A 22,772-nucleotide genomic window follows, 5' to 3' on the forward strand; every position below is an offset into this window, starting at 1 on the left:
GCGGGTAAGCTTTGCCTTTTTTCCCCTTGTACCGCTGCGAGAAATGAATTAGAATAGGGTATTGGATGTGATGACCCATGATACGCAGCATGACCGGCTTCGGCCAGTCCGGCCGCACGGCGGCGGGCTTCCGGATGCAAGTCGATGTGAAATCGGTCAACCACAGGTATTCCGAAATTATGGTGCGGATGCCGAGAGAGTGGTTGTTCCTGGAAGAATCCGTGAAGAAGCGGATCCAGAAGGAAGTCAAGCGGGGACGGGTCGACGTCTTCATTACCATGGAGCGCGAAGGGGAATCCGGCAAGACCGTGGAGCTGGACGGGGATCTGGCACGCGGCTATCTGGAGGCCGCCGCCCGGTTGAAGCAGGAATTCGGCTTTCAGGAAGAGCTGACTCTGCAGAATCTGCTGCAGATTCCGGATGTGGTCCGGTTCCGGGAGAACCGGGTACCCGACAAGGAGTTAGTCGAGGAGGCGCTTCTCTCCTGCACGGATGAAGCGGTATCCCACCTGGCTGCCATGCGGGGGGCGGAAGGGGAGCATCTGCGCAGCGATCTCGCCACGCGGCTGGAGCTTCTGCGGGAAGCCCGCAGGCAGCTGATGCGGCTGGCGCCCGGAGTGGCCGCAGAATATTTGGCCAAGCTGAGGGCCCGGATCCAGGAGCTTCTGGAGCAGATCCCGGTGGATGAGAACCGGCTGGCCATGGAAGCGGCTGTGTTCGCCGACCGCAGCAATATCGACGAGGAGCTGACGCGGCTGGAGAGCCATTACGCCCAGTTCGACGGATTGCTCCGTTCGGCTGAGCCTTCAGGACGGAAGCTGGACTTTCTGATTCAGGAGATGAACCGGGAGGTCAACACCATTGGCTCCAAGGCGAATTCGGCGGAATTGACGTCCATCGTCGTAGAAATGAAAGCCGAGCTTGAAAAAATCCGTGAACAAGTGCAAAATATCGAATAACCGGGAATGAAACGGTGCATACTATTGGAATGCCTGAATCTTCCTTTCTTTTCCATATTACAGCCGACTGCCGGTGTTCTGCGGTGCTCCCGCGGGAAACGGTAAGGGCGAGGAGGACCAAGATGGCCATCAAACTTATCAATATCGGATTCGGGAACATCGTATCCGCCAACCGCATCATCTCTATTGTCAGCCCCGAATCGGCTCCCATCAAGCGTATCATCCAAGAAGCGCGGGACCGCCACATGCTGATCGATGCGACTTACGGAAGAAGAACCAGAGCGGTGATCATCACCGACAGCGACCACGTGATCCTGTCCGCCGTTCAACCCGAAACTGTAGCCCATCGGCTCTCCAACAAGGACGATGACAATGACGAATAAGGATAGAGGCATTCTGATGGTGTTGTCCGGTCCCTCCGGCGTCGGCAAAGGCACGGTTTGCGCTGCGCTTCGGCAGATGGACACGGATCTGGTGTATTCGGTTTCCGCTACGACCCGTTCGCCCCGTGCAGGGGAAGTGGACGGCGTCAATTATTTCTTCAAGACCCGCGACCAATTCAAGCAGATGATCGCCCAGGACGAGCTGCTCGAGTACGCTGAGTACTGCGACAACTTCTACGGGACCCCCCGCGAATTCGTGGAGAGGACGCTGGATTCGGGACGTGACATCATTCTCGAGATCGAAGTGCAGGGTGCGTTGAAGGTGAAGGAGAAGTTCCCCGAAGGGGTGTTCATCTTCCTTCTGCCCCCATCCCTTGACGAGTTGCAAAGCCGGATCGTCACCCGGGGCACTGAGACGGAGGATGTAATCCGCAGCCGGATGCGCATCGCCCGCGACGAACTGGCGCTCATGGAGCATTACGACTACGCCATCGTGAACGACCAGGTTGAAGCCGCCTGCCGGCGAATTCAAGCGATCCTGACCGCAGAGCACTGTGTCAAGGACCGGATGGTTCCTACTATAAAACAATGGATTGAAGAGGTGCATTGATATGCTATATCCTTCCATCGATAAGCTGCTGGAGAAGGTAGACAGCAAGTATTCGCTCGTGGTGGCCGCTTCCAAGAGGGCCCGCATGCTTAAGGACAACGCCCGCACGGATCTGAAATCGCCCAAGGCCCACAAGCATGTCGGCGTGGCTCTGGAGGAGCTCCACGGGGAGTACATCCAATTCGAAAAATCGCCGAACCGTGAAGGCGGCATAAAGTAAACCATCCGATAACAACCCTTGGCGGTTGTTATTTTTTTAGAGACGGGGATTGGTGAGATGGGGAGGAACCATTCGATGTTGAAGGGGAAAACCGTAATATTGGGCGTCTGCGGCGGAATTGCCGCATACAAGGCCGCAGCACTGTGCAGCAAGCTGACCCAGGCGGGGGCTCAGGTACACGTCATCATGACGGCGTCGGCCGCCAAGCTGGTCCAGCCGCTGACCTTCCAGGCTTTATCCAAGAACCATGTGGTCGTGGATACGTTCGATGAGCATGATCCGGCGGTCATCACCCATGTGGATATGGCGGACAGCGCGGACCTGGTCATCATCGCACCGGCCACGGCCAACATGCTGGCCAAGCTGGCTTACGGCCTGGCGGACGACATGCTGAGCACCACCATGCTCGTAACCCGCGCGCCGATCCTGGTGGCCCCGGCGATGAACGTCCACATGTATGACCACCCGACCGTCCAGACTAATATGGCGACTCTGGTGTCCCGCGGCGTTTACTTCATCGATGCGGCCGTGGGGCAGCTGGCCTGCGGTTATGTGGGCAAGGGCCGGATGGCGGAGCCGGAGCAGATTGTGGACGTAGCGTCCCGTCTGCTGGAGCAGCTGCAGGACCGGCCCCTTGCCGGCAAACGGGTACTGGTGACGGCCGGCGGCACGGTGGAGCGGATCGACCCGGTACGCTACCTGACCAACGATTCCTCCGGCAAAATGGGCTTTGCGGTGGCGGAGGCGGCACGGGATCTGGGGGCGGAGGTCACGCTGGTGGCCGGACGCACGACAGGTTCCGTACCGGCAGGCGTGGAGCTGATCCCGGTCCAATCGGCGCAGGATATGCTCGAAGCGGTGCTGGAGCGGCTGGACGGGACGGATATCGTCGTGAAGGCGGCTGCAGTGGCCGACTACCGTCCGGAGGTGCAGGCGGACCGGAAGATCAAGAAGACGGAAGAGGCCTTGACCCTCCGGCTGGTGAAGAACCCTGACATCCTGATGGAGGTCGGCAAGCGCAAGAAGGGCCAGTTCGTCGTCGGCTTCGCCGCCGAGACGGACCATCTGGAGGAGAATGCCATCGGAAAGCTGGAACGAAAGAACTGCGATCTTCTGGTGGCGAATGATGTGACCGCGGAAGGAGCAGGCTTCGGCACGGATACCAATATCATCACCATCTACGGCCCGGACGGCTTCAAGATGCCTCTGCCCCTGTGCACGAAGCGGGAGGCGGCGGACCGTCTGTTGCGGCTGATCGCGGACCGACTGGATGGAGCCGGCATCGGACAAGCGCAGGGAGTTCCCGGCGGCGAATCCGGAGGGGGCCGGATGCCATGATCGCCAAGGTCATTGTGGATGTGCCGGTCAAGGGGACCAACCGTCCCTTCGATTACCGCGTTCCCGAGCGCTTCTCCTCTTGGATCGCCATAGGCAGCCGGGTGGGAGTGCCGTTCGGTCCGCGGACCGTCCAAGGCTTCGTCGTCGGTCTGGAAAAGCCTGCCGAAAAGTTGGAGCTCGGCTCCTGGGAAGAACTGCTTGTACCGGCTGCGGCCGCCGTCGCGCCTGTCAAGCTGAAGGATATCGCGACAGTGCTTGATGTGGAGCCGCCCCTGACGGAGGAGCTGGTCAGTCTGGCCCGCTGGATGGGCGAGACTTATCTCTGCCACGAGATTACGGCGCTGCAGGCCATGATCCCCGGGGCCCTTAAGGCGAAGGCCGAGCGGATGATTGCGCTGGGACCGCATGCGCCCGGACTGGACGGCGCCGAATCGCCTGCCGGAGCTTCTCCGGCAGGCAGCGCAGTCCCTCGTTTGAACCTGCTGACCGCAGAGGAGGAGGCGGTGCTCCGGTATGTAGGTGCGAAGGGCAGCGTGTCTGCCGATGCGCTGCTGGACAAGTTTCCTTATTCGGGGCAGCTCTTGAAGAGCTGGATCCAGGCCGGGGTGCTGGCGGAGGACCAGGTTATGAAGGACCGGATCGCCGTGAAGACGGCGCTGACGGTCTTCCCGGTCCTGTCCCCGGAGAGCTGCCAGGAGGAGGCGGAGGCGCTGCCGAAGAGCGCCAAGCGGCAGAAGGACGTGCTCCTCTATCTGGCGGAGCACCCAGAGCCCGTTAGGCTGGCGGAGCTGACGCTGGCCCTGGAGGTGGGAGCCGGCACGGTGAAGAGCTTGGCCGACAAGGGGCTGCTCCGTCTGGAGGACGTGGAGGTGCAGCGGGATCCTTACGCCAAGCGCGGCTTCGCCCGGACGCTGCCGCTGCCGCTGACGGAGGAGCAGACGAAGGTGTTCGAGCCCGTCAAGGAAGCGGTGAAGGCGGGACGGCACGAGATGTTCCTGCTCCACGGGGTGACGGGCAGCGGCAAGACCGAGGTGTATCTCCAGTCGATCCAGGTCTGTCTGGATCAAGGCAAGGAAGCCATCGTGCTGGTACCCGAGATCTCGCTGACGCCCCAGATGGTGGAGCGGTTCAAGGGCCGCTTCGGCGATGACGTGGCTGTCCTGCACAGCCGGTTGTCCAACGGGGAGCGCTATGACGAATGGCGCAAGATCGCAAGCGGTCAGGTCCGGGTGGTTATCGGCGCCCGCTCGGCCATCTTCGCTCCCTTCACCAAGCTGGGACTCGTCATCATCGACGAAGAGCACGAATCCTCCTACAAGCAGGAGGAAAGCCCCAAGTACCACGCCCGCGAAGTGGCGGCGGCACGGGCCCGCAGCTTCGGGGCGTCCGTGGTGCTGGGCTCGGCCACGCCTTCTCTCGAGAGCTGGCATGAGGCGGAGAGAGGCGTCTACAAGCTGCTCACCATGAAGGAGCGGGTGGAGGGTCGTCCCATGCCGCCGGTGCGCATCGTGGATATGCGGGACGAGCTGCAGGGGGGCAACCGCTCCATGTTCAGCCGCCCGCTGCACCAGGCGCTGCAGGAGCGGCTCGAGCGGGGGGAGCAGTCGGTGCTGCTCCTGAACCGCAGGGGCTACTCAACCTTCGTCATGTGCCGTTCCTGCGGCTATACGGTCATCTGCCCCCACTGCGACATCTCCTTGACCTATCACCAGACCTCGGGTATGCTGAGGTGCCACTACTGCGGCTATGCGGAGCGGCAGCCGGCGGTCTGCCCGGACTGCCAGAGCGAGCACATCCGCTACTTCGGCACGGGCACCCAGCGGGTGGAGGAGGAGCTGGCCAAGCAGTTTCCGGGCATCCGGGTCATCCGGATGGACGTGGACACCACGTCGGAGAAGGGAGCCCATGAGCGGCTTCTCACGGATTTCCGCCAGAAGAAGGCAGACGTGCTGCTGGGCACCCAGATGGTGGCCAAGGGCCTCGACTTTCCGGACGTGACCCTGGTGGGGGTCATCACGGCGGACACCATGCTGAACCTGCCGGACTTCCGGTCGGCGGAGCGGACGTTCCAGCTGCTGACCCAGGTGGCGGGCCGGGCGGGGCGCCATCAGAAGCCGGGCGAGGTGTTCGTGCAGACGTACACGCCCGAGCATTACAGCGTGGTCACGGCGGGCGGCCATGACTTCCATGCCTTCGTGGAACACGAGCTGAACCACCGACGAATGGGCGGATATCCGCCGTACTGCCGGTTGATTCTGATCACCTTGTCCCATGAGCAGCTGCCTTTTCTTATCAAGACGTCGGAGAATCTGGTGAAACGGCTGAAGGAGCTGGCCCAAGAGGCCGGCCTGTCCGGCTTCCACCCGGGAACGTCGTCCGGACCCCGGTCGGCGCTGGAGGTGCTGGGACCCGTCGCGTCCCCCATTCCCCGAATCAAAGATAGATATCGGTTCCAATGCATGGTAAAATATCGGGGAGATACCCGGGTATCCTCCATCGTCGGCAGGGCGGTGGAAGCTTTTGACGATCTGTGCCGCCAGGAAAAGCTCCTAATCGGCGTGGACGTGGACCCTCAGGTACTCATGTAAGCGGAATCGACCCATCCCAACACTAAGGAAGGTGCCGTCATGGCCATACGTTTCATCGTCAAAGACCCGGACCCGGTGCTTCGCGAGCATGCGAAGCCGGTCCCGAAGATCACTCCCAACATTCATAAGCTGCTGGACGACATGGCCGACACCATGTACGAGGCCCAAGGCGTCGGCTTGGCCGCTCCCCAGATTGGCATCCTGAAGCGGGTTATCGTCATGGACTGCGGCGAGGAGCACGGCGGGCTGATCGAGCTGATCAACCCGGAGATCATCGCCAAGGAGGGCGAGCAGCTCGGACCGGAGGGCTGCCTCTCCATTCCCGGCCTTCAAGGAGACGTTCGCCGCGCCGCCAAGTGCACGGTCAAAGGCTGGAACCGCAACGGCGACGAGATCACCGTGGAAGGAACGGAGCTCCTGGCTCGCTGCATCCAGCATGAGGTGGACCACCTGAACGGGGTCCTGTTCACCGACGTGGCCGAGTCCGTCTACCGTCCGGAGCCGGAGGAGCAGGAACAGTGAAGGACCAAGTGAGAATCGTATTCATGGGTACGCCGGATTTTGCCGTTCCCTCCTTGCGGGTGCTGCTGGAGGAAGGCTACCAGGTGGTGGCCGTCGTCACCCAGCCCGACCGCCCTAAGGGCCGCAAGCGCGTGCTGACGCCGACTCCCGTGAAGGAGGAGGCGCTGAAGCACGGCATTCCCGTATTCCAGCCGGAGCGGATGCGCCGGGAGGAGGCGATCCGCCAGGTAGCCGAGTACCAGCCCGATCTGATCGTGACCGCCGCCTTCGGGCAGTTTCTGCCCAAAGCCGTGCTGGACCTGCCGCGGTTCGGCTGCATCAACGTGCATGCTTCCTTGCTGCCCAAGTACCGCGGTGGTGCTCCGATCCATCATGCCATCATGGCCGGGGAAGAGAAGACCGGCGTCACCATTCAGTATATGGCGGAAGGAATGGACACCGGGGACATGATCTCCAAGGTGGAGGTGCCGATCCGTGATGAGGATAACACCGGCACGCTGTTCGAAGCGCTCTCTGCCGAAGGGGCGGAGCTTCTGCGCCGGACGCTGCCCGATCTGCTGGCGGGCCGCACCCAAGCCGTTCCGCAGAACCATGCGGAGGCGGTATTGTCACCCAACATCAAGCGCGAGGATGAGCTCATCGACTGGAGCCGCAGCGCCCGAGACATCTTCAACCATATCCGGGGATTAAGTCCTTGGCCGGTGGCTTATACCACCTGGAACGGGGAAAACTTCAAAGTATGGGCCGCCCTGCCCCCCGGCACGGAGTCCGCTCCGGCCGGAAAGGAGCCCGGAACGGTGCTGTCCCTGACGGACGGCGGGCTGGAGATCGCCTGCGGAGCGGGCCGCCTTCTCTTGACGGAGGTCCAGCCGGCCGGCAAGAAGGCCATGCCCGTTTCCGAGTTCCGCAAGGGAACCGCCATGGTTCCCGGCACGGTGCTCGGCCGATAAAATCGCACATTCCCGGCCTCGCAGCCGGGAACCCCGGGAGGAACTGAACTTGAATAGAGGAACGCCCCCCGCCGCCGGCCGCAAGCCCGGCGCGCGGGAAGCCGCCCTGGACGTGCTGACCCGTGTGGACACGGACCAAGCCTACAGCAATCTGCTGCTGAACCAGGCCCTGACCAAGCTCAAGCTGGAGCGCCAAGAGGCTGCTCTGGCTACGGAGCTGGTATACGGCACGATCCAGAGGCTCAATACCATCGATTATTTCCTCGGCCGGTTTGCGTCGAAGGGATTGGAGAGGCTCCAACCGTGGGTTCGGAGCCTTCTTCGCTTAAGCTTCTACCAGATCCGCTACCTGGACCGGATCCCGCCTCACGCCGCCGTCAATGAAGCCGTGAACCTGGCCAAGAAGCGGGGCCATCAAGGCATCGCCGGCCTGGTTAACGGGATCCTGCGCAGTGTCTTGAGGGAGAAGGACCGGCTTACGCTGCCGGAGAAACTTCCTGCGGCGGAGCGCCTGGCTCTGGAGGAGTCTCACCCGCAATGGCTGGTGGAGCGCTGGATCCGCCGCTACGGGGAGGACACTGCAGCCGCCATGTGCCGTGCCAACAACCGGCATCCCAAGGCCAGCATCCGGGTCAACCTCTTGAGGGGGACCCGGGAGGAGCTGGCCCGCAGTCTGGCGGAGGAAGGGATCGAGACCCGGCCCTCGGAGCTGTCCCCCCAGGGCCTGATCCTGGAGTCCGGCGGCAATCTGGCCGGACACGGCCGTTTTGCCTCGGGGGAGTATACCATCCAGGATGAGAGCTCCATGCTGGTGGCCCTGGCCGTGGCGCCGGAGCCGGGCATGAGGGTGCTCGACTGCTGCGCCGCCCCCGGGGGGAAGACCACCCACCTGTCGGAGCTGATGGGCAACAAGGGGGAGATCATCGCCTCCGACGTCCATGAGCACAAGGAGAAGCTGATCCGGGAGCAGGCCACCCGGCTTAAGCTCGGCAATATCCGGACCGTTGTCAGCGATGCCAGGGAGCTGGCGGCCAAGTATCCGGAGGCCAGCTTCGACCGGATCCTGCTGGACGCCCCCTGCTCCGGCCTCGGCGTCATCCGCCGCAAGCCGGACTTGAAGTGGACCAAGAGCGAGGGCGACATTACGGAGATCGCCGCCGTGCAGCGCGCCATTCTTCGGGCTGTGCACCCGCTGCTGAAGCCCGGCGGGCTCTTGATTTACAGCACCTGCACCACGGAGCCGGAGGAGAATGCGGCGCAGATCCGGCGCTTCCTGGAGGAAACGCCCGGATTCACCCCGGAGCCTTTCCCGGAAGGAATGTTGCCCGAGGGAGAGGTCCGGGAGGAGGCCAAGAGCGGCATGCTGCAGCTCCTGCCCCACCAGTTCGACTCGGACGGCTTCTTCATCGCGAGGCTGCGCAAGGCCTAGGTAGCCCGCTTGAATTGACCTTCCTCCTTCCGATTGGATAAAATGGAAAGATGGGCGGGCCGTATGCCCGGTCCCGAGAAATCTGAATAACAGGTTGTGAGAGAATGAAACCGTTTGTGTACGATTTGACGTTAGAGGAATGGCAGGAATGGATGAAGGCAAACGGGGAGCCGGCTTTCCGAGCCGGCCAGGTGTTCGACTGGCTCTATGTGAAGCGGGTCGCTTCCTTCGAGGACATGAGCAACCTGTCCAAGGGGCTCCGGGAGAAGCTGACCGACCAGTTCCATTTTGTCACCCTATCGGAAATCGACCGTTACGAATCGAAGGACGGCACGGTGAAGTTCCTGTTCGAGCTGCAGGACAAGAACGCCATCGAGACCGTCATCATGAAGCATAGCTACGGCAACAGCGTCTGCGTTACCACGCAGGTGGGCTGCCGGATCGGCTGCACCTTCTGCGCCTCGACGCTGGGCGGTTTGAAGCGGGATCTGCGCCCGGGCGAGATCGTGGCCCAGGTGGTCAAGGCCCAGCAGCTTCTGGATGCAACCCAGGAACGCGTAAGCAGCATCGTCGTCATGGGCATCGGCGAGCCCTTCGAGAACTATGACGCCACCATGACTTTCCTGAAGCTCATGACCCACGAGAAGGGGCTGAACATCGGGCAGCGCCACATTACGGTGTCCACCAGCGGCATCGTGCCCTCGATCTACAAGTTCGCGGATGAGGACACGCAGATCAATCTGGCCATCTCCATCCATGCGCCCAACGACGCGCTCCGCTCCAAGCTGATGCCGGTGAACCGGCGCTTCCCGTTCGCGGAGCTGATCGAGGCTTGCCGGTATTATACCGAGAAGACGGGACGCCGCTTGACCTTCGAGTACGCGCTGATGGGCGGGGTCAACGACAAGGCCGAGCATGCGGAGGAGCTGGCGCAGGTATTGAAGACTCTTCCGATGAGCCACGTCAATCTCATTCCCGTGAACTTCGTCCAGGAGCGCAACTATGTGCGGACGACGCGGGATGACATCTTCAATTTCCAAAGAATACTGGAGAAGAACAAGATCAATGCGACGATCCGGCGGGAGCAGGGCAGCGACATCGCAGCCGCCTGCGGCCAGCTCCGGGCGAAGCATATGGAGTCCAGTAAGAGGTGATGATCATGAGAACTGCAGGACGGACCGATATCGGACGGATCCGCTCGGTCAACGAAGACCGGGCGGTGATCCTGCCGGAATGGAACGGCATGGTCGCCGCCGTCGTGGCCGACGGCATGGGCGGGCATCAGGCCGGCGACATCGCCAGCCAGATGGCCATCGAACGGATCCAGGACGAGCTGTCCCGGCTGCCCCACGACGCTACGCAGGAGGAACGGATGGCTGCCGTGAAGCTGGCCGTCGATGCGGCGAATCAGGACGTATTCAAGCATGCCTCGGAGCGGGAGCAATTCCATGGCATGGGAACCACGGTGGTCGTGACCGTGGCCACGCCCGACCGGCTGGTGATCGGGCACATCGGGGACTCCCGGGCCTACCTGTGCGGCGGAGACCGCTTCATCCAGCTGACGGAGGATCATTCCCTCGTCAACGAGCTGGTCAAGAGCGGACAGATTACGCCGGACGAAGCCCATCACCACCCCCGGCGCAATGTGCTGACCCGGGCCTTGGGCACGGAAACGCGGGTGCAGGTGGATGTGCATGCCTTCGACTGGCAGGAAGGGGATATCGTCCTGATGTGCAGTGACGGCCTCTCCGGATTGGTGGAGGGGGACAAGATCCACGAGGTGCTGCTGGGTGAAGAGGAGCTTGAGCATAAGGTGGATCTGCTCGTCAGCCATGCCTTGGAGGCAGGCGGCGATGACAATATTACGGTCGTGTTGATCGAGAATAAACCGGCAGCGTCGGAGGAAAAGGGGTGAATGACTCTTGATCGGCCAAATTTTAGGAGGCAGATACGAAATCCTGGACCGCGTAGGCGGCGGCGGCATGGCGCTAGTGTACAAAGGGCATGATCTATTACTTCATCGGAATGTTGCCGTCAAGGTGCTGCGCCAGCAGTATGTCCATGACGAGGAGTTCATCCGCCGGTTCCGGCGGGAGGCTCAGTCCGCAGCCTCCCTATCCCACCCCAACGTGGTCAGCATGTACGACGTGGGACAGGAGGGAGACACCCACTACATCGTCATGGAGTACGTCGAAGGGATGACCTTGAACGATCTGATCAAGGAAAAGGCCCCCCTCCAGGTGGAGGACGCCCTCCATATTGCGACCCAGATCTGCGACGCCCTGGAGCACGCGCACAACAACCAGATCATCCACCGGGACATTAAGCCCCATAACATCTTGATCGGCAAGAACGGCCGGATTAAGGTTACCGACTTCGGCATCGCCCGGGCGGCTACGTCATCAACCATCACCCAGACGGGATCCGTGGTGGGCTCGGTTCATTATTTCTCCCCGGAGCATGCCAAGGGAGTGGCCGCGGGAGCCAAGTCCGACCTCTATTCCCTGGGGATCGTTCTGTATCAGATGTTGACGGGCACGCTTCCCTTCCTGGGAGAGAGCCCCATCAGCGTTGCCTTGAAGCATCTGCAGGAGAACGTGGAGGAGCCCCGCAAGGTGAATCCGCTGATCCCGCAGAGTGTGGAGAACATCATCCTGAAGGCTATGCGCAAAAACCCGGACGAACGCTACCAGTCCGCCGGTGACATGCTGAAGGATCTGGAGACGGCGCTGGACCCGAACCGGCGGAACGAGCCCAAGCTCACCTTCCTGGACGACGGTCTGGATGAAGAGCAGACCCGAATCATCCCCGCCATCCGTTCGGACAAGATGCCGGACGATCCGGACGCGGAGGAGCAGCCGGGAACCCGCAAGAAGAAGCGCAGCATCTGGATGGCGCCGCTGGTCTGGACTGGAATCTTCCTGGTGTTCGTGGCGGTCATGTGGTTCGGGATCATCCCGGCGTTCAAGGACAACGTGGTGCAGAAGGATGTCAGCATTCCGCTGGTCGAAGGCTTGAAGGTGGACGTGGCGAAGAAGCAGCTGGAGGACGCCAACCTGAAGTGGGAAGTGAAGATGGACTTCAGCGATAAGGAGAAGGACCTGGTCATCAGCCAGAATCCCAAGGATATCAAGGTGAAGGAAGGTCGGATCATCACGCTCCGGGTCAGCCAGGGCACGGAGAAGCAGCCGATAGCCAAGTACACGGACCGGCTCTTCAAGGATGTGAAGATGGAGCTTCTTGCGGCGGGAATCAAGGAATCCCAGATCGCGGTCGTCCAAAAATACTTCGATGCGCCGGAGGACACCATCGTGGACCAGAAGCCGGCTCCGAACGAGGAGTTCGACCCGGTGAAGGGCACCATCACCTTCACGGTGAGCAAGGGCCGCGAGCGGATCATCATGCCGGATCTGGCCGGCAATACGGCGGCCGAAGCGGAAGCCAAGCTCCTGACACTAGGCTTGAAGCTGGCGGCGGGCGACAAGGGCAAGGAAGTCATCCCCAGCTTTGATGTGCCGTCCGGACGCGTGGTGGACACCCATCCGGTGAAGAAGGGCGAATCCGTCGATCCGTCGGTGGAAATCAAGCTCTTCATCAGCGGAGGCCCTCCGAAGGATGCGGTGGAGTACACCTACAGCAAGAAGCTGACGGCGGCCCGGGAAGGGAAAGCATCGATCTTCCGGATCGTGATCAGTGACGCCAAGTATGACAATTACGAATACAACACCCTGGAGGTTGCCAACTCGGAGATCATCAACGTCAAGGTGACGCTGACCAAAGAGAAGAACGCCACCATCGCCATCTACCGGGACAACAACCTGTTGGAATCCCAAACGCTAACGTACCAGAATTATCTGGAGCAGAAGGCAACGCCGAAGGAGACGCCGTCTCCGACACCGTCGTCCTCAGGGCCGGCCAAGGTGTCCCCGGGGCCGTCCGGATCGGCGAAGCCCACTCCGTCGGGCTCCGCGAAGCCTAGCACATCTCCCGCAGGAGGATGAAGAACGCATGCCAGAAGGCTTGATCGTCAAGGCCTTAAGCGGTTATTACTACGTACTGCCGGACGAACCGGTCTTGGCGGACGAGGTCGGCGGTTTCGCCGGCCTTGTTCAATGCCGGGCCCGGGGAATCTTCAAGAAGCGCAACATCTCGCCCTTGGTGGGCGACCGGGTGGAATTCGAGCGGTCGGAGAACGGCGAAGGCACGGTGACGGAGATCTGTCCCCGGACCAGCGAACTGATCCGCCCTCCGGTCTCCAATGTAGAACAGGCGGTATTGGTGTTCTCCATGGACGAGCCGGCTCTGAACCTTCAGCTTCTGGACAAGTTCCTGGTCCACATCGAATATTCCGGTCTGGAGCCGGTCATCTGCTTCAGCAAGCAGGACCTGATCCGGAATCCGGAGGAGGGCGAGAAGGGGGCCGGAGCCGATTCGGAATCGGTATACCGGCTCTACGAGACCATCGGCTATAAGGTTCTTATCACCAGCGCCAAGGAAGGGGAAGGCGTCGAGCAGGTCCGGGAGGTCTTGAAGGACCGGATCAGCGTCTTCTCAGGACAGTCCGGCGTCGGCAAGTCCACCCTGCTGAACGCGCTGATGCCCCATCTGGTGTTGGAGACGGGCGAGATCAGCATGCGGCTGGGCCGCGGCCGGCACACGACCCGGCATGTGGAGCTGATCCCGCTTCCGGAGGGAGGCTGGGTGGCGGATACGCCGGGCTTCAGCCAGCTGGACTTCATGGAGATGGAGCCGGAGGAGCTCGGCTCCACATTCCGGGAATTCGTCCCGCTCTCGGAGGAGTGCCGGTTCCGCGGCTGCCTCCACCACAAGGAGCCGGGCTGCCGCGTGCGTGAGGCGGTGGCAGAGGGCTCGGTGGCCGCGACGCGGTATGAACATTATCTTCTGTTCTTGGAAGAGATGAAGGACAGGAAACGGAGGTATTAGAATTGCTGCCATTATTGATTGCACCCTCGATTCTGTCTGCGGACTTTTCCCGTCTGGGCGAGGAAATCCGGGACGCCGAGCAGGGGGGAGCCGATTGGATCCATGTGGACGTGATGGACGGCCATTTCGTGCCGAACATCACCATCGGGCCTCTCGTGGTCCAGGCCATCCGGCCGGTGACGAAGCTTCCGCTGGACGTCCATCTGATGATTGAAGAGCCGGACCGCTACATCCCGGCCTTCGCTCAAGCCGGCGCCGATTACATCACGGTTCATGCGGAGGCCTGCACGCATCTGCACCGGACCCTGGGCTTCATCCGCGAGCAGGGGGCTAAACCGGGTGTCGTGCTGAACCCCGCCACACCCTTGTCCGTACTGGACTACGTGCTGCCGGATCTGGAGCTGGTGCTTCTCATGACCGTAAATCCGGGCTTCGGAGGCCAGAAATATATCCCGTCCGTGACGGCGAAGATTGCTGCGCTTCGGCGAAAGCTGGACGAGGCGGGCCTTAGCCATGTGCCCATCGAAGTGGACGGCGGGGTGAACGAAGCGACGGCCCGGACCGTGGCCGAGGCGGGAGCCAATGTTCTGGTGGCCGGAAATGCGGTTTTCGGCGAACGGAACCGGGCGGAGGCCATCCGCAAAATCCGGAGCGCCGCCCGTCCGTAGAGCGCGGAGGAAGGCGTCTCGAGAGGAGTCATGGGTATGGGGAGATGGATGTTTTGGGGGCTGACCCTCGCCGCGGGGATTCTGATGTCGATCTTCGTGCTGACCACAGGCATGTTTCGCCACATTTTTTCGCTGGGTGCCGTGCTTGTCGGGATTCAGTTCTTCCGCCGGGAAGAGGAGAAGAAGCCGCGGATCTGGTTCGTCGTGCTGGTCCTGCTGCTGGCGCTGGTGCTGCCGGTGCTCTACGTCATGCTGGCTTACGCCAACGGCTGGTATATCGATCCGAGGTACACGGAATAGACGTACATATTCCAAGTGGCAGGGACATAAATTGGGTAACGGGAGACAGGTCTCCCGGTGCCCTTTTTCTTTTTGTAGGCACGTTTTGGCCGGAACCGAATATATATAGTACCATGACAGCATGCTCTGGGCTTGTAACACGATCGAATTCGGCGGGGAACGGCTGCGCCCGTCCATTCGGAGTGCAGACGGTAGCTTGCGCGAGAGGGAGGGATTAGGATGAAATTTTACACCATCAAGCTGCCGAAGTTTTTGGGTGGCTTTGTGAAGGCGATCCTGGGTACCTTCAGCAAACACTAAGGCGGCCGGCGTGAGCCGTCCCGCCTGGGAGCCGGAATGGCCGACCAGCCGTCCTAAGCGTTATTTAGGCAGCTGTCCGAAGCTTCCCGCGACGGGAAGCCCGGAGAGCATGCGGATCACCGGGCGGATGGACTCCCAATGGACAAAAAAAAGCACCTCGCGCGGGATGCGGTCAAGGTGCTTTTTGTCTATTCGTATATTCGGTGAACGAAACGATTAGACGCGGGTTACTTTGCCGGACTTCAGTGCGCGGGTGCTAACCCATACGCGCTTCGGCTTACCGTCAACGAGGATGCGTACCTTCTGGACGTTAACACCCCAGGTGCGCTTGGTCTTGTTGTTGGCGTGGGACACGTTGTTTCCGGTTTTCGGAGCTTTGCCGGTAATAAAGCATTTGCGGGACATCTATGACACCTCCTCTGATAAGCTGCGGAGTAATCCGTGACCATGAAAATCTTGGGCACTTTCGAAACATACTATAACATAATAACACACGGAAAAGTTGGCCGTCAATCAATAATGTACAAGCAGGGTCACTATTTGCCAAACAGTACGGACGGAAAATTCCGGCCGCTGCCTTTTATTCTGCTCCGAACGAGGCCTATGACATTCTTTACAGGATTTTGTCGAAGGGGACGATTGAGGAAGAATGGAACATGCGGTATAATAAGGATCGCATGACCATCGGGATGATAGGCGCATGCGGATCGGACCATAATACGTTTATCACTCGCGGAAAAAGGGGTTGATAGGCAATGCCCATTCAACAAACCACGGAATACGGACAAGTGCATGTATCGGATGAAGTCATCGCCATCTTAGCCGGATCGGCCGCTCTGGAATGCTACGGGCTGGTCGGCATGGCGTCCCGCAAGCAGCTGAAGGACGGGATCACGGAATTGCTGGGCAGGGAGAACCTGAGCCGCGGGGTGGAGATTCGGCACGAAGGTGACGTTCTGAATATTGATCTATACATTATTGTCAGCTACGGAACCAAGATTTCGGAAGTGGCGCACAACGTCCAGAACCGCGTGAAGTACGTCATGAACGACGTGGTGGGTCTTCAAGTGGAATCGGTTAATATCTTTGTTCAAGGGGTACGGGTCGCCCGTTAACCATGGGAAGGGGAATTATTCTTGAGTAAGCGCTTCAATACACTGAACGGAACTGACTTTTATCAAATGGTCTTGGCCGGTGCGGCGCAACTGACCGCCAATGTGAACCGGGTCAACGCCCTGAATGTCTTTCCGGTGCCGGACGGCGATACGGGTACCAACATGAATCTTACGATGACGTCTGGTGTTGAGGAGCTGAAGAAGCGGCCCAATGCCCACATCGGCAAAGCAGCAGAAGCGCTCTCCAAAGGCTTGCTCATGGGGGCCCGCGGGAATTCGGGGGTTATCTTGTCCCAGATCTTCCGCGGCTTCGCGAAGTCTGTCCATGATCTGGAGTCCGTGAATGCACAGCAGTTCGCCGCCGCCCTGCAGAATGGGGTGGATACCGCCTACAAGGCGGTGGTGAAGCCGGTGGAAGGCACCATCCTGACGGTCTCGAAGGAAGCGGCCAAGCATGCCGTTGCTTCCGTACGCCGCTTTCCGGATATTGCCGATCTGATGGGGGAAGTGGTGTCGGCCGGCAATCTGGCTCTGTCCCGCACGCCTGAGCTGCTCCCTGTTCTGAAGCAGGTCGGCGTCGTGGATGCCGGCGGCCAGGGGCTGATGTGCATCTATGAAGGCTTCCTCGCTGTGTTGACGGGCCGTACGGACGCTGCACCGGTGATGGTGCCTGAAGCGGTTGCGGCTCCTGCAGCGACGGCTCAGGCAGCGGCTCCGAAGAGCGCTCAGTCCCACCTGAAGACCGAGGACATCGAATACGGCTACTGCACGGAATTCATCGTGAATCTGGTGCCGGGCAAGGTGAAGGGGCTTGTCTTCGAAGAGCCCAAGTTCCGGGCAGAGCTGGAGAAGCACGGGGATTCCCTTCTTGTGGTGGCGGACGAGGATCTGGTCAAGGTTCATATCCATGCGGAGTATCCGGGCAATGTGATGAACATCGCCATGAACTACGGGGATCTGTCGAAGATCAAGATCGAGAATATGCGTGACCAGCACACCCATATCCTGACCTCCGATGAGTACGCGTATATCGCCCCGGCCAGTGACATCGAAGCCTTGAAGCCGATTCCCGTACACGCGGGACTTCATGACGACGTCAGCCTGACAGGCGAGGCTCGCCAGAACGGAACCGCAGTGCCGGGAGCAGCCTCCGCCTACGGCTTCGTCACCGTCGCGATGGGCGATGGGATCAAGGAGATCTTCACCAGCCTCGGCGTGGGGGCCGTCATCTCCGGCGGACAAACCATGAACCCGAGCACGGAGGACATCGTCAATGCCGTAATGGGCTTGGAAGCGGAAACGGTCTATATCCTGCCCAACAATTCCAATATCATCCTGGCTGCCAAGCAGGCGGTGGATCTGGTGGAGGGGCGCCGCGTGGTCGTGATTCCGACCAAGTCCGTTCCCCAAGGCATGGCCGCCATGCTGTCCTTCGACGAGAATGCAGACGCCGACGCCAACACCGAGGCTATGCAGGCTGCGGTCGGCAGCGTCCAATCCGGGCAGGTGACCTTCGCAGTCCGGGATACGACCATCGACGGCATCGAGATTAAGGAAGGCGACTTCATCGGCATCCATGATAATACCATCGTCACAGCCAACAGCGACCTGCTGGAGACCTGCCGGAATCTTCTGGACAGCATGCTGGAATCTGGGGGCGAGATCGTCACCATTCTGACCGGCGAAGAAGCCAGCGAGTCCGACACCAAGAGTATCGAGGAGTATCTGAAGGATGCCCATCCGGACGCCGAGGTAGAGGTCCATTACGGTGGCCAGCCGCTGTACGCTTACCTGTTCGCCGTCGAATAAGGCGGTATCATAGCATCATCCATCAGGGCTCGGAGCGCCGCTCCGAGCCTATTATGCCAAGGAGGTGAACCCATGAGCGCCATACGAATCGTAACCGACAGCACTTCCGATATCCCTCACGGGCTTCGCCAGGAGCTGGGAATCGAGATGGTTCCTCTCAAGGTGCATTTCGGAGATGAAACCTACCTGGACAGCATCACGATCGACTCCGATACCTTCTACCGCAAGCTGTCGGAAGCGCCGGCGCTGCCCACCACATCCCAGCCTTCCCCCATGGATTTCCTGGAGGTCTACCGGAGGCTGGCGGCGGAGCCGGGAACGCAGATCATCTCCATTCATTTGTCTTCCACCTTCAGCGGCACGTATCAATCCGCTAATCTGGCCAAGTCCATGATGGAGGAGGAAGGCGACATCACCCTGGTGGATTCCTTGTCGGCAACGTACGGCATCGGACTCTTGGTGGTGGCGGCCGCTCGGGCTGCCCGGGAAGGGCAGTCAAAGGAAGAGATTCTGTCCATGATCGAACGGCTCCGTTCGGAGACGTCCTTATATTTTCTGGTTGATACCTTGGAATATCTGCACAAAGGCGGGCGCATCGGCAAGGCCAGCGCGGTGTTCGGCGCCCTGCTCAACATCAAGCCGATCCTCTCCATCGACAGTGAGGGAGAGGTGGCCTCCGTCGACAAGGTCCGGGGTTCGAAACGGGCGGTGGCCCGTATTATCGAGCTCTTGAAGGAGCGGCACAGCGGACCTGTCCGGGTTACCATCGCCCATGCGGCCTGTCTACAGCAGGCTGAAGAGCTAGGCGCGATGCTTGGGGAGCACTTTGATGTGACGGAGCACCTCATCACGACCATCGGTCCCGTAATCGGAGCCCATGTAGGCAACGGCACGCTCGGGGTCTTCATGGTGCCGGCCTGATGGCTTCGGGGCTGCACATCGTTCCGCTTCGGGAGATCAAGGGGGTCGGGCCTGAGAAGGTCAAGGAGCTCAACGCGCTGGGGCTCGCGACCGTCGGGGATCTCCTCGACTACTATCCGTTCCGGTATGAGGACTACCGGCTGAGAGATCTGTCCGAGGTGAAGGACGGGGAGAAGATCACGATTCAAGGGACCCTCTACGGAGAACCGGTCCTTGCCATCTACGGCCGGAACAAGTCGCGGTTGACCGTCAAGCTGATGGCCGATCGCTTCTTGGTCACGGCTGTTTGGTTTAACCGGCATTACATGAAGGACAAGCTGACGCCCGGCAGGGAAATCGTCGTCTCGGGCAAGTGGGAGCAGAAGCGGCAGACCATCGTGGTGGGTGAATCGGAGTTTCCGGATGCGGCTCAGGGCCCCAAGGCCCGGACCGGTACGCTTCAGCCGGTTTATTCCGTAACGGGCGGGGTAACCCAGGCCTTCCTGCGCAAGACGATCAAGCAGGCGCTTCTGCAATTCGGGATGATGATTGAAGAGGTGCTGCCTCGGAATCTGATCGAGCGGTACGACCTGATGCCGCGGCGGCAGGCTGTGGCCATCCTCCACCAACCTACCGGTACGGAGGAAGGAAAAGCGGCGCGCAAGCGGATGGTCTACGAGGAGCTGTTCTTGTTCCAGCTCAAGGTGCAGGCTTACCGGGCGGTCAATAAGAGCCGGGCGGACGGCATTGCCCATGCGGTGGACCGGCCGAAGGTCCGGGATTTTGTCCGCGGGCTTCCCTTCCAGCTGACGGATTCCCAGAAGAAGGCCGTGGCGGAGCTTCTTGGAGATCTGGAAGCGCCCTTCGCCATGAATCGGCTGCTTCAGGGGGATGTTGGGGCGGGCAAGACGGTAGTGGCCGCAGTCGCTCTATATGCCGTCGTAACTGCCGGAGCCCAAGGAGCGCTGATGGTGCCCACGGAGATCCTGGCCGAGCAGCATAAGCGGTCGCTGGAGAGGCTGTTCGAGCCCTACGGGCTTCAGGTGGGGCTTCTGACGGGCAGCTTGACGGACCGGATGCGTCGGGACCTGCTGGGCTCGCTGCAGATGGGACTCCTCGATATTGTGGTGGGCACCCACGCCCTGATCCAGGAGGACGTCGCGTTCCGGAAGCTGGGACTGGTGGTGGTGGACGAGCAGCACCGGTTCGGTGTGGAACAGCGGAGCGTTCTCCGCCGGAAGGGTATGAATCCGGACGTGCTGACCATGACGGCCACTCCGATTCCCCGGACGCTGGCCATAACGGCCTTCGGCGATCTGGATGTGACCACGCTGAAGGAGCTGCCGAAGGGACGCAAGCCAATACAGACTTATGCCGTCACCCATGACAAGCTGGAGCGGGTTCTGGGCCTGATCCGCCGGGAGGTGGAGCTGGGCCGGCAGGCTTACGTCATCTGTCCGCTTATCGAAGAATCCGAGAAGCTGGACGTGCAGAACGCCATCGACGTGCATGCGCAGCTCACGTATGCCTTTCCCGACCTGAAGGTGGGGCTGCTCCACGGGCGAATGACTGCTCAGGAGAAGGAGGACGTCATGGGGGCGTTCAAGGAGAACCGGGTGCAGGTGCTGGTCTCCACCACGGTTATCGAGGTCGGCGTCGACGTGCCCAACTCGACGATCATGGTCATCTATGACGCCGTCCGGTTCGGCCTGTCCCAGCTGCACCAGCTCCGGGGGCGGGTCGGACGGGGGGAGCACCAATCCTACTGCGTCCTCATCGCCGACCCGAAGAACGAGGTAGCCAAGGAGCGCATGCGGGTCATGACCGAAACCAACGATGGCTTCGAGATTGCGAGGCGGGACCTGGAGCTGCGGGGGCCAGGCGACTTCTTCGGCACAAAGCAGAGCGGCCTGCCGGAGTTCAAGGTGGCGGACCTTCTGAACGATTACGAGGTGCTGGAGCTGGCCCGGGAGGATGCGGGAGCGCTGGTGGGTGAGGAGCGGTTCTGGACCGCTGCCGATTTTCTGCCGCTCCGCAGCTACTTGAACCGGGAGCAGGTGGCCGGCCGCGATCCTCTGGATTAACCCGCCGGATCCCGACATACGATAAAGAGTGGAGATTCTTTACCGGGAGGTGTCGGGATGGGCTTTCAGAGCTACCGTAGCTACGGGATCGACCCCGAGTGGGTTGAGCGGATGAAGAAGAAGGCGAAGGACTCCGCCCGCAAGGAGCGGCTGAAGGAGCTGGCCGACGGCTTGACCAAGGAGGACCTGCAGGACCGGGACACCGTCGAGGCGCTCTTGGCGCGGGCCTTCAAAGTGCTGGGAGAGAAGCCGACGTCCCGGCAGACGGAGCAGATTACGGCTTATATTCTCGAGCAACGGATCGATCCCCAGAATGTGTTCCACTTGATGAAGCTGTGGAGCATGTTCCGGTAAGAAAGCGGAATAGACCTGCGGCAGATGGTGCGCCGCAGGTCTGTTTTTTGTTGGGGCTAGTCGCCTACCCCTGGACAAGGTCAAGCCCGGAGGACGGGCCGGAAGCCGCGTGTGCGGAGCATACCGCATACCTCGCCGACGGAGCGTTCGTCGGAGATCTGGAATTGCGGTACGCCGGCTTCCTCCTCTTCCGCATAGCCGCCCACGCTGGTGGAGACGCCGGCGGACATCTTGGTGATGCCCATCCGTACGAGACGGTCGCGCATCCAAGCCGGCTCCCGGGTGGACAGTGTCAGCCCGCAGCGGGGAAGGAAGAGGCGGTAGGCGATGACCGCCTGCATCAGCTCCCGGTCGCCCACCATGGAGCGGGGCTGGAAGCTGCCGGCGAAGGGCCGCATGCGGGGCGGCGACAGGCTGATGGCCGTGCCGGGATACCGTTCCTGCAGGTAGCGGGCGTGCAGCCCTGTGAAGAAGACCTCCCGACGCCAATCGTTCAGCCCGAGCAGCGCGCCGATCCCGACGGACCGCATGCCGGCTTGGCAGCCTCTCTCCGGCGCATCCAGACGGAAGCGGTAGTTGCGCTTGGGGCCCTTCAAGTGAAGCTGCCGGTAGACGCTCTCGTCGTACACTTCTTGGTACAGGGTCAAACCGGTGACTCCGGCCTCTGCCAATTGGGCATATTCCTCGGTCTTCAAGGCATTGATCTCGATGCCGATCCAAGAGAAGCGGTCCCTTAAGGCCAGGGCGGCATCCCGGATATAGGAGACCGGGGATTCCTTCACAGAGTCGCCGGTCAAGAGCAGCAGGTGGTCCACGCCGGTGGCCGCGATGCAGGCACCCTGCTCCGCGATCTGTTCCACGTCCAGCTTGCGCCGGTGGAACTCGTTCATATGGCTGAAGCTGCAGTATACGCAGTGGTTGGTGCAGTGGTCGGAGAGATAGAGCGGGGCGAACAGGGTGATCTCCCTTCCATGGTGGCGGGCGGTAACCGCCTCCGCCCGTTCTGCGGTTTTCTCGAGCAGGGTCTCCGCAGCGGGAGACAGCAGCAGCAGGAAGTCCTCCTCGGTCAGCTCCTCCTTCTCCAGAACATTCTCCACGTCCGATGCGCCGGCTGAGCGCCAGACATCCTCGAAGGCCATATTCTTCCGTTCCTGATACACCTCATAGAAGCTCATGCGATCCATTCCTCCCGGTAAAATAAAAGCTCCCTGTTCCTGCCCGAAGGAGGAAGAAGGAGCGCGATCACCCAATGAGGAAAACCTGACGGCGCAGCATCCCATGCAGCGGCCGGTCCGGCCA

The 22,772-nt window shown here is 61.0% G+C and carries 23 protein-coding genes; 21 read left to right on the forward strand and 2 right to left on the reverse strand.

Annotation, left to right across the window (positions count from 1 at the left end; all coding sequences use genetic code 11):
* The first annotated feature begins 77 nt into the window (after nucleotides 1–77).
* The 16 genes from ACSEXW_RS13825 to spoVM all read left to right on the forward strand — a co-directional run bounded on the left by ACSEXW_RS13825 (nucleotide 78) and on the right by spoVM (nucleotide 15,211).
* The gene (locus tag ACSEXW_RS13825; protein WP_438446749.1) at nucleotides 78–959 is read left to right on the forward strand and encodes a YicC/YloC family endoribonuclease; all 882 of its coding nucleotides are present in this window, start codon (nucleotides 78–80) and stop codon (nucleotides 957–959) included.
* Between the two features lie 122 nt (nucleotides 960–1,081).
* On the forward strand, nucleotides 1,082–1,342 hold the full coding sequence (gene remA / locus ACSEXW_RS13830) for an extracellular matrix/biofilm regulator RemA (RefSeq protein WP_040948586.1): 261 nt from the start codon (nucleotides 1,082–1,084) through the stop codon (nucleotides 1,340–1,342).
* On the forward strand, nucleotides 1,332–1,952 hold the full coding sequence (gene gmk / locus ACSEXW_RS13835; RefSeq protein ID WP_438446750.1) for a guanylate kinase: 621 nt from the start codon (nucleotides 1,332–1,334) through the stop codon (nucleotides 1,950–1,952). Before remA ends, gmk begins: the two co-directional genes overlap by 11 nt.
* Nucleotide 1,953: 1 nt before the next feature.
* A complete protein-coding gene (gene rpoZ / locus ACSEXW_RS13840; protein ID WP_438446751.1) occupies nucleotides 1,954–2,172 on the forward strand; it encodes a DNA-directed RNA polymerase subunit omega in 219 nt (72 codons plus the stop codon).
* Between the two features lie 75 nt (nucleotides 2,173–2,247).
* Nucleotides 2,248–3,510, forward strand: a complete 1,263-nt coding sequence (gene coaBC, locus ACSEXW_RS13845; protein ID WP_438446752.1) for a bifunctional phosphopantothenoylcysteine decarboxylase/phosphopantothenate--cysteine ligase CoaBC — start codon at nucleotides 2,248–2,250, stop codon at nucleotides 3,508–3,510.
* Nucleotides 3,507–6,098: a primosomal protein N' gene (gene priA / locus ACSEXW_RS13850; protein ID WP_438446753.1), complete on the forward strand. Its 2,592-nt coding sequence runs from the start codon at nucleotides 3,507–3,509 to the stop codon at nucleotides 6,096–6,098. Before coaBC ends, priA begins: the two co-directional genes overlap by 4 nt.
* Before the next feature lie 39 nt (nucleotides 6,099–6,137).
* Entirely contained in the window at nucleotides 6,138–6,620 is a 483-nt protein-coding gene (gene def / locus ACSEXW_RS13855) for a peptide deformylase (RefSeq protein ID WP_438446754.1), read from the forward strand.
* 8 nt (nucleotides 6,621–6,628) lie between these two features.
* Entirely contained in the window at nucleotides 6,629–7,570 is a 942-nt protein-coding gene (gene fmt / locus ACSEXW_RS13860) for a methionyl-tRNA formyltransferase (RefSeq protein WP_438446937.1), read from the forward strand.
* A 49-nt stretch (nucleotides 7,571–7,619) separates the two neighbouring features.
* Complete coding sequence (gene rsmB / locus ACSEXW_RS13865; RefSeq protein WP_438446755.1) at nucleotides 7,620–8,999, forward strand: 16S rRNA (cytosine(967)-C(5))-methyltransferase RsmB; 1,380 nt, start codon at nucleotides 7,620–7,622, stop codon at nucleotides 8,997–8,999.
* 104 nt (nucleotides 9,000–9,103) lie between these two features.
* Complete coding sequence (rlmN, locus tag ACSEXW_RS13870) at nucleotides 9,104–10,153, forward strand: dual-specificity RNA methyltransferase RlmN (protein WP_438446756.1); 1,050 nt, start codon at nucleotides 9,104–9,106, stop codon at nucleotides 10,151–10,153.
* 5 nt (nucleotides 10,154–10,158) lie between these two features.
* Entirely contained in the window at nucleotides 10,159–10,914 is a 756-nt protein-coding gene (locus ACSEXW_RS13875; protein WP_438446757.1) for a Stp1/IreP family PP2C-type Ser/Thr phosphatase, read from the forward strand.
* A gap of 7 nt (nucleotides 10,915–10,921) precedes the next feature.
* Nucleotides 10,922–13,000 (forward strand): Stk1 family PASTA domain-containing Ser/Thr kinase, encoded by a 2,079-nt coding sequence (pknB, locus tag ACSEXW_RS13880; protein WP_438446758.1) that lies wholly within the window; start codon nucleotides 10,922–10,924, stop codon nucleotides 12,998–13,000.
* A 7-nt stretch (nucleotides 13,001–13,007) separates the two neighbouring features.
* Complete coding sequence (rsgA, locus tag ACSEXW_RS13885) at nucleotides 13,008–13,943, forward strand: ribosome small subunit-dependent GTPase A (RefSeq protein ID WP_438446759.1); 936 nt, start codon at nucleotides 13,008–13,010, stop codon at nucleotides 13,941–13,943.
* A 2-nt stretch (nucleotides 13,944–13,945) separates the two neighbouring features.
* Nucleotides 13,946–14,611, forward strand: a complete 666-nt coding sequence (gene rpe / locus ACSEXW_RS13890; RefSeq protein ID WP_438446760.1) for a ribulose-phosphate 3-epimerase — start codon at nucleotides 13,946–13,948, stop codon at nucleotides 14,609–14,611.
* A 36-nt stretch (nucleotides 14,612–14,647) separates the two neighbouring features.
* On the forward strand, nucleotides 14,648–14,911 hold the full coding sequence (locus ACSEXW_RS13895) for a hypothetical protein (protein ID WP_438446761.1): 264 nt from the start codon (nucleotides 14,648–14,650) through the stop codon (nucleotides 14,909–14,911).
* Between the two features lie 219 nt (nucleotides 14,912–15,130).
* The gene (gene spoVM, locus ACSEXW_RS13900; RefSeq protein WP_438446938.1) at nucleotides 15,131–15,211 is read left to right on the forward strand and encodes a stage V sporulation protein SpoVM; all 81 of its coding nucleotides are present in this window, start codon (nucleotides 15,131–15,133) and stop codon (nucleotides 15,209–15,211) included.
* Between the two features lie 216 nt (nucleotides 15,212–15,427).
* Here spoVM and rpmB read toward each other — a convergent pair whose 3' ends face one another.
* Nucleotides 15,428–15,616: a 50S ribosomal protein L28 gene (rpmB, locus tag ACSEXW_RS13905; protein ID WP_438446762.1), complete on the reverse strand. Its 189-nt coding sequence runs from the start codon at nucleotides 15,614–15,616 to the stop codon at nucleotides 15,428–15,430.
* A gap of 350 nt (nucleotides 15,617–15,966) precedes the next feature.
* Between rpmB and ACSEXW_RS13910 the strand changes: the two genes are divergently transcribed.
* From ACSEXW_RS13910 to ACSEXW_RS13930, 5 genes are all read left to right on the forward strand, one after another.
* Nucleotides 15,967–16,326 (forward strand): Asp23/Gls24 family envelope stress response protein, encoded by a 360-nt coding sequence (locus ACSEXW_RS13910; protein WP_438446763.1) that lies wholly within the window; start codon nucleotides 15,967–15,969, stop codon nucleotides 16,324–16,326.
* Nucleotides 16,327–16,347: 21 nt separating this feature from the next.
* A complete protein-coding gene (locus ACSEXW_RS13915; RefSeq protein WP_438446764.1) occupies nucleotides 16,348–18,135 on the forward strand; it encodes a DAK2 domain-containing protein in 1,788 nt (595 codons plus the stop codon).
* Nucleotides 18,136–18,207: 72 nt separating this feature from the next.
* The gene (locus ACSEXW_RS13920; protein ID WP_438446765.1) at nucleotides 18,208–19,056 is read left to right on the forward strand and encodes a DegV family protein; all 849 of its coding nucleotides are present in this window, start codon (nucleotides 18,208–18,210) and stop codon (nucleotides 19,054–19,056) included.
* Complete coding sequence (gene recG, locus ACSEXW_RS13925) at nucleotides 19,056–21,119, forward strand: ATP-dependent DNA helicase RecG (RefSeq protein WP_438446766.1); 2,064 nt, start codon at nucleotides 19,056–19,058, stop codon at nucleotides 21,117–21,119. Before ACSEXW_RS13920 ends, recG begins: the two co-directional genes overlap by 1 nt.
* Before the next feature lie 57 nt (nucleotides 21,120–21,176).
* Nucleotides 21,177–21,473 (forward strand): stage VI sporulation protein F, encoded by a 297-nt coding sequence (locus tag ACSEXW_RS13930; RefSeq protein WP_438446767.1) that lies wholly within the window; start codon nucleotides 21,177–21,179, stop codon nucleotides 21,471–21,473.
* 80 nt (nucleotides 21,474–21,553) lie between these two features.
* Here the strand turns inward: ACSEXW_RS13930 and thiH are convergent, their stop codons facing one another.
* On the reverse strand, nucleotides 21,554–22,648 hold the full coding sequence (gene thiH, locus ACSEXW_RS13935) for a 2-iminoacetate synthase ThiH (RefSeq protein ID WP_438446768.1): 1,095 nt from the start codon (nucleotides 22,646–22,648) through the stop codon (nucleotides 21,554–21,556).
* Nucleotides 22,649–22,772 lie beyond the last annotated feature (124 nt).

This window comes from Oryzibacillus soli (assembly GCF_051594765.1).
In the GTDB taxonomy this organism is placed as follows: Bacteria; Bacillota; Bacilli; order Paenibacillales; family NBRC-103111; genus Paenibacillus_AR.

Excerpts from the sequence above, each read along its gene's own strand:
- ACSEXW_RS13930 (WP_438446767.1), top strand. The coding sequence starts at position 21,177 with ATGGGCTTTCAGAGCTACCGTAGCTACGGGATCGACCCCGAGTGGGTT.
- rpoZ (WP_438446751.1), top strand. The coding sequence starts at position 1,954 with ATGCTATATCCTTCCATCGATAAGCTGCTGGAGAAGGTAGACAGCAAG.
- rpmB (WP_438446762.1), bottom strand. The coding sequence starts at position 15,616 with ATGTCCCGCAAATGCTTTATTACCGGCAAAGCTCCGAAAACCGGAAAC.
- rlmN (WP_438446756.1), top strand. The coding sequence starts at position 9,104 with ATGAAACCGTTTGTGTACGATTTGACGTTAGAGGAATGGCAGGAATGG.
- coaBC (WP_438446752.1), top strand. The coding sequence starts at position 2,248 with ATGTTGAAGGGGAAAACCGTAATATTGGGCGTCTGCGGCGGAATTGCC.
- def (WP_438446754.1), top strand. The coding sequence starts at position 6,138 with ATGGCCATACGTTTCATCGTCAAAGACCCGGACCCGGTGCTTCGCGAG.
- ACSEXW_RS13825 (WP_438446749.1), top strand. The coding sequence starts at position 78 with ATGATACGCAGCATGACCGGCTTCGGCCAGTCCGGCCGCACGGCGGCG.
- remA (WP_040948586.1), top strand. The coding sequence starts at position 1,082 with ATGGCCATCAAACTTATCAATATCGGATTCGGGAACATCGTATCCGCC.
- ACSEXW_RS13895 (WP_438446761.1), top strand. The coding sequence starts at position 14,648 with ATGGGGAGATGGATGTTTTGGGGGCTGACCCTCGCCGCGGGGATTCTG.
- priA (WP_438446753.1), top strand. The coding sequence starts at position 3,507 with ATGATCGCCAAGGTCATTGTGGATGTGCCGGTCAAGGGGACCAACCGT.
- ACSEXW_RS13910 (WP_438446763.1), top strand. The coding sequence starts at position 15,967 with ATGCCCATTCAACAAACCACGGAATACGGACAAGTGCATGTATCGGAT.
- ACSEXW_RS13875 (WP_438446757.1), top strand. The coding sequence starts at position 10,159 with ATGAGAACTGCAGGACGGACCGATATCGGACGGATCCGCTCGGTCAAC.
- rsgA (WP_438446759.1), top strand. The coding sequence starts at position 13,008 with ATGCCAGAAGGCTTGATCGTCAAGGCCTTAAGCGGTTATTACTACGTA.
- spoVM (WP_438446938.1), top strand. The coding sequence starts at position 15,131 with ATGAAATTTTACACCATCAAGCTGCCGAAGTTTTTGGGTGGCTTTGTG.
- thiH (WP_438446768.1), bottom strand. The coding sequence starts at position 22,648 with ATGAGCTTCTATGAGGTGTATCAGGAACGGAAGAATATGGCCTTCGAG.
- recG (WP_438446766.1), top strand. The coding sequence starts at position 19,056 with ATGGCTTCGGGGCTGCACATCGTTCCGCTTCGGGAGATCAAGGGGGTC.
- ACSEXW_RS13920 (WP_438446765.1), top strand. The coding sequence starts at position 18,208 with ATGAGCGCCATACGAATCGTAACCGACAGCACTTCCGATATCCCTCAC.
- gmk (WP_438446750.1), top strand. The coding sequence starts at position 1,332 with ATGACGAATAAGGATAGAGGCATTCTGATGGTGTTGTCCGGTCCCTCC.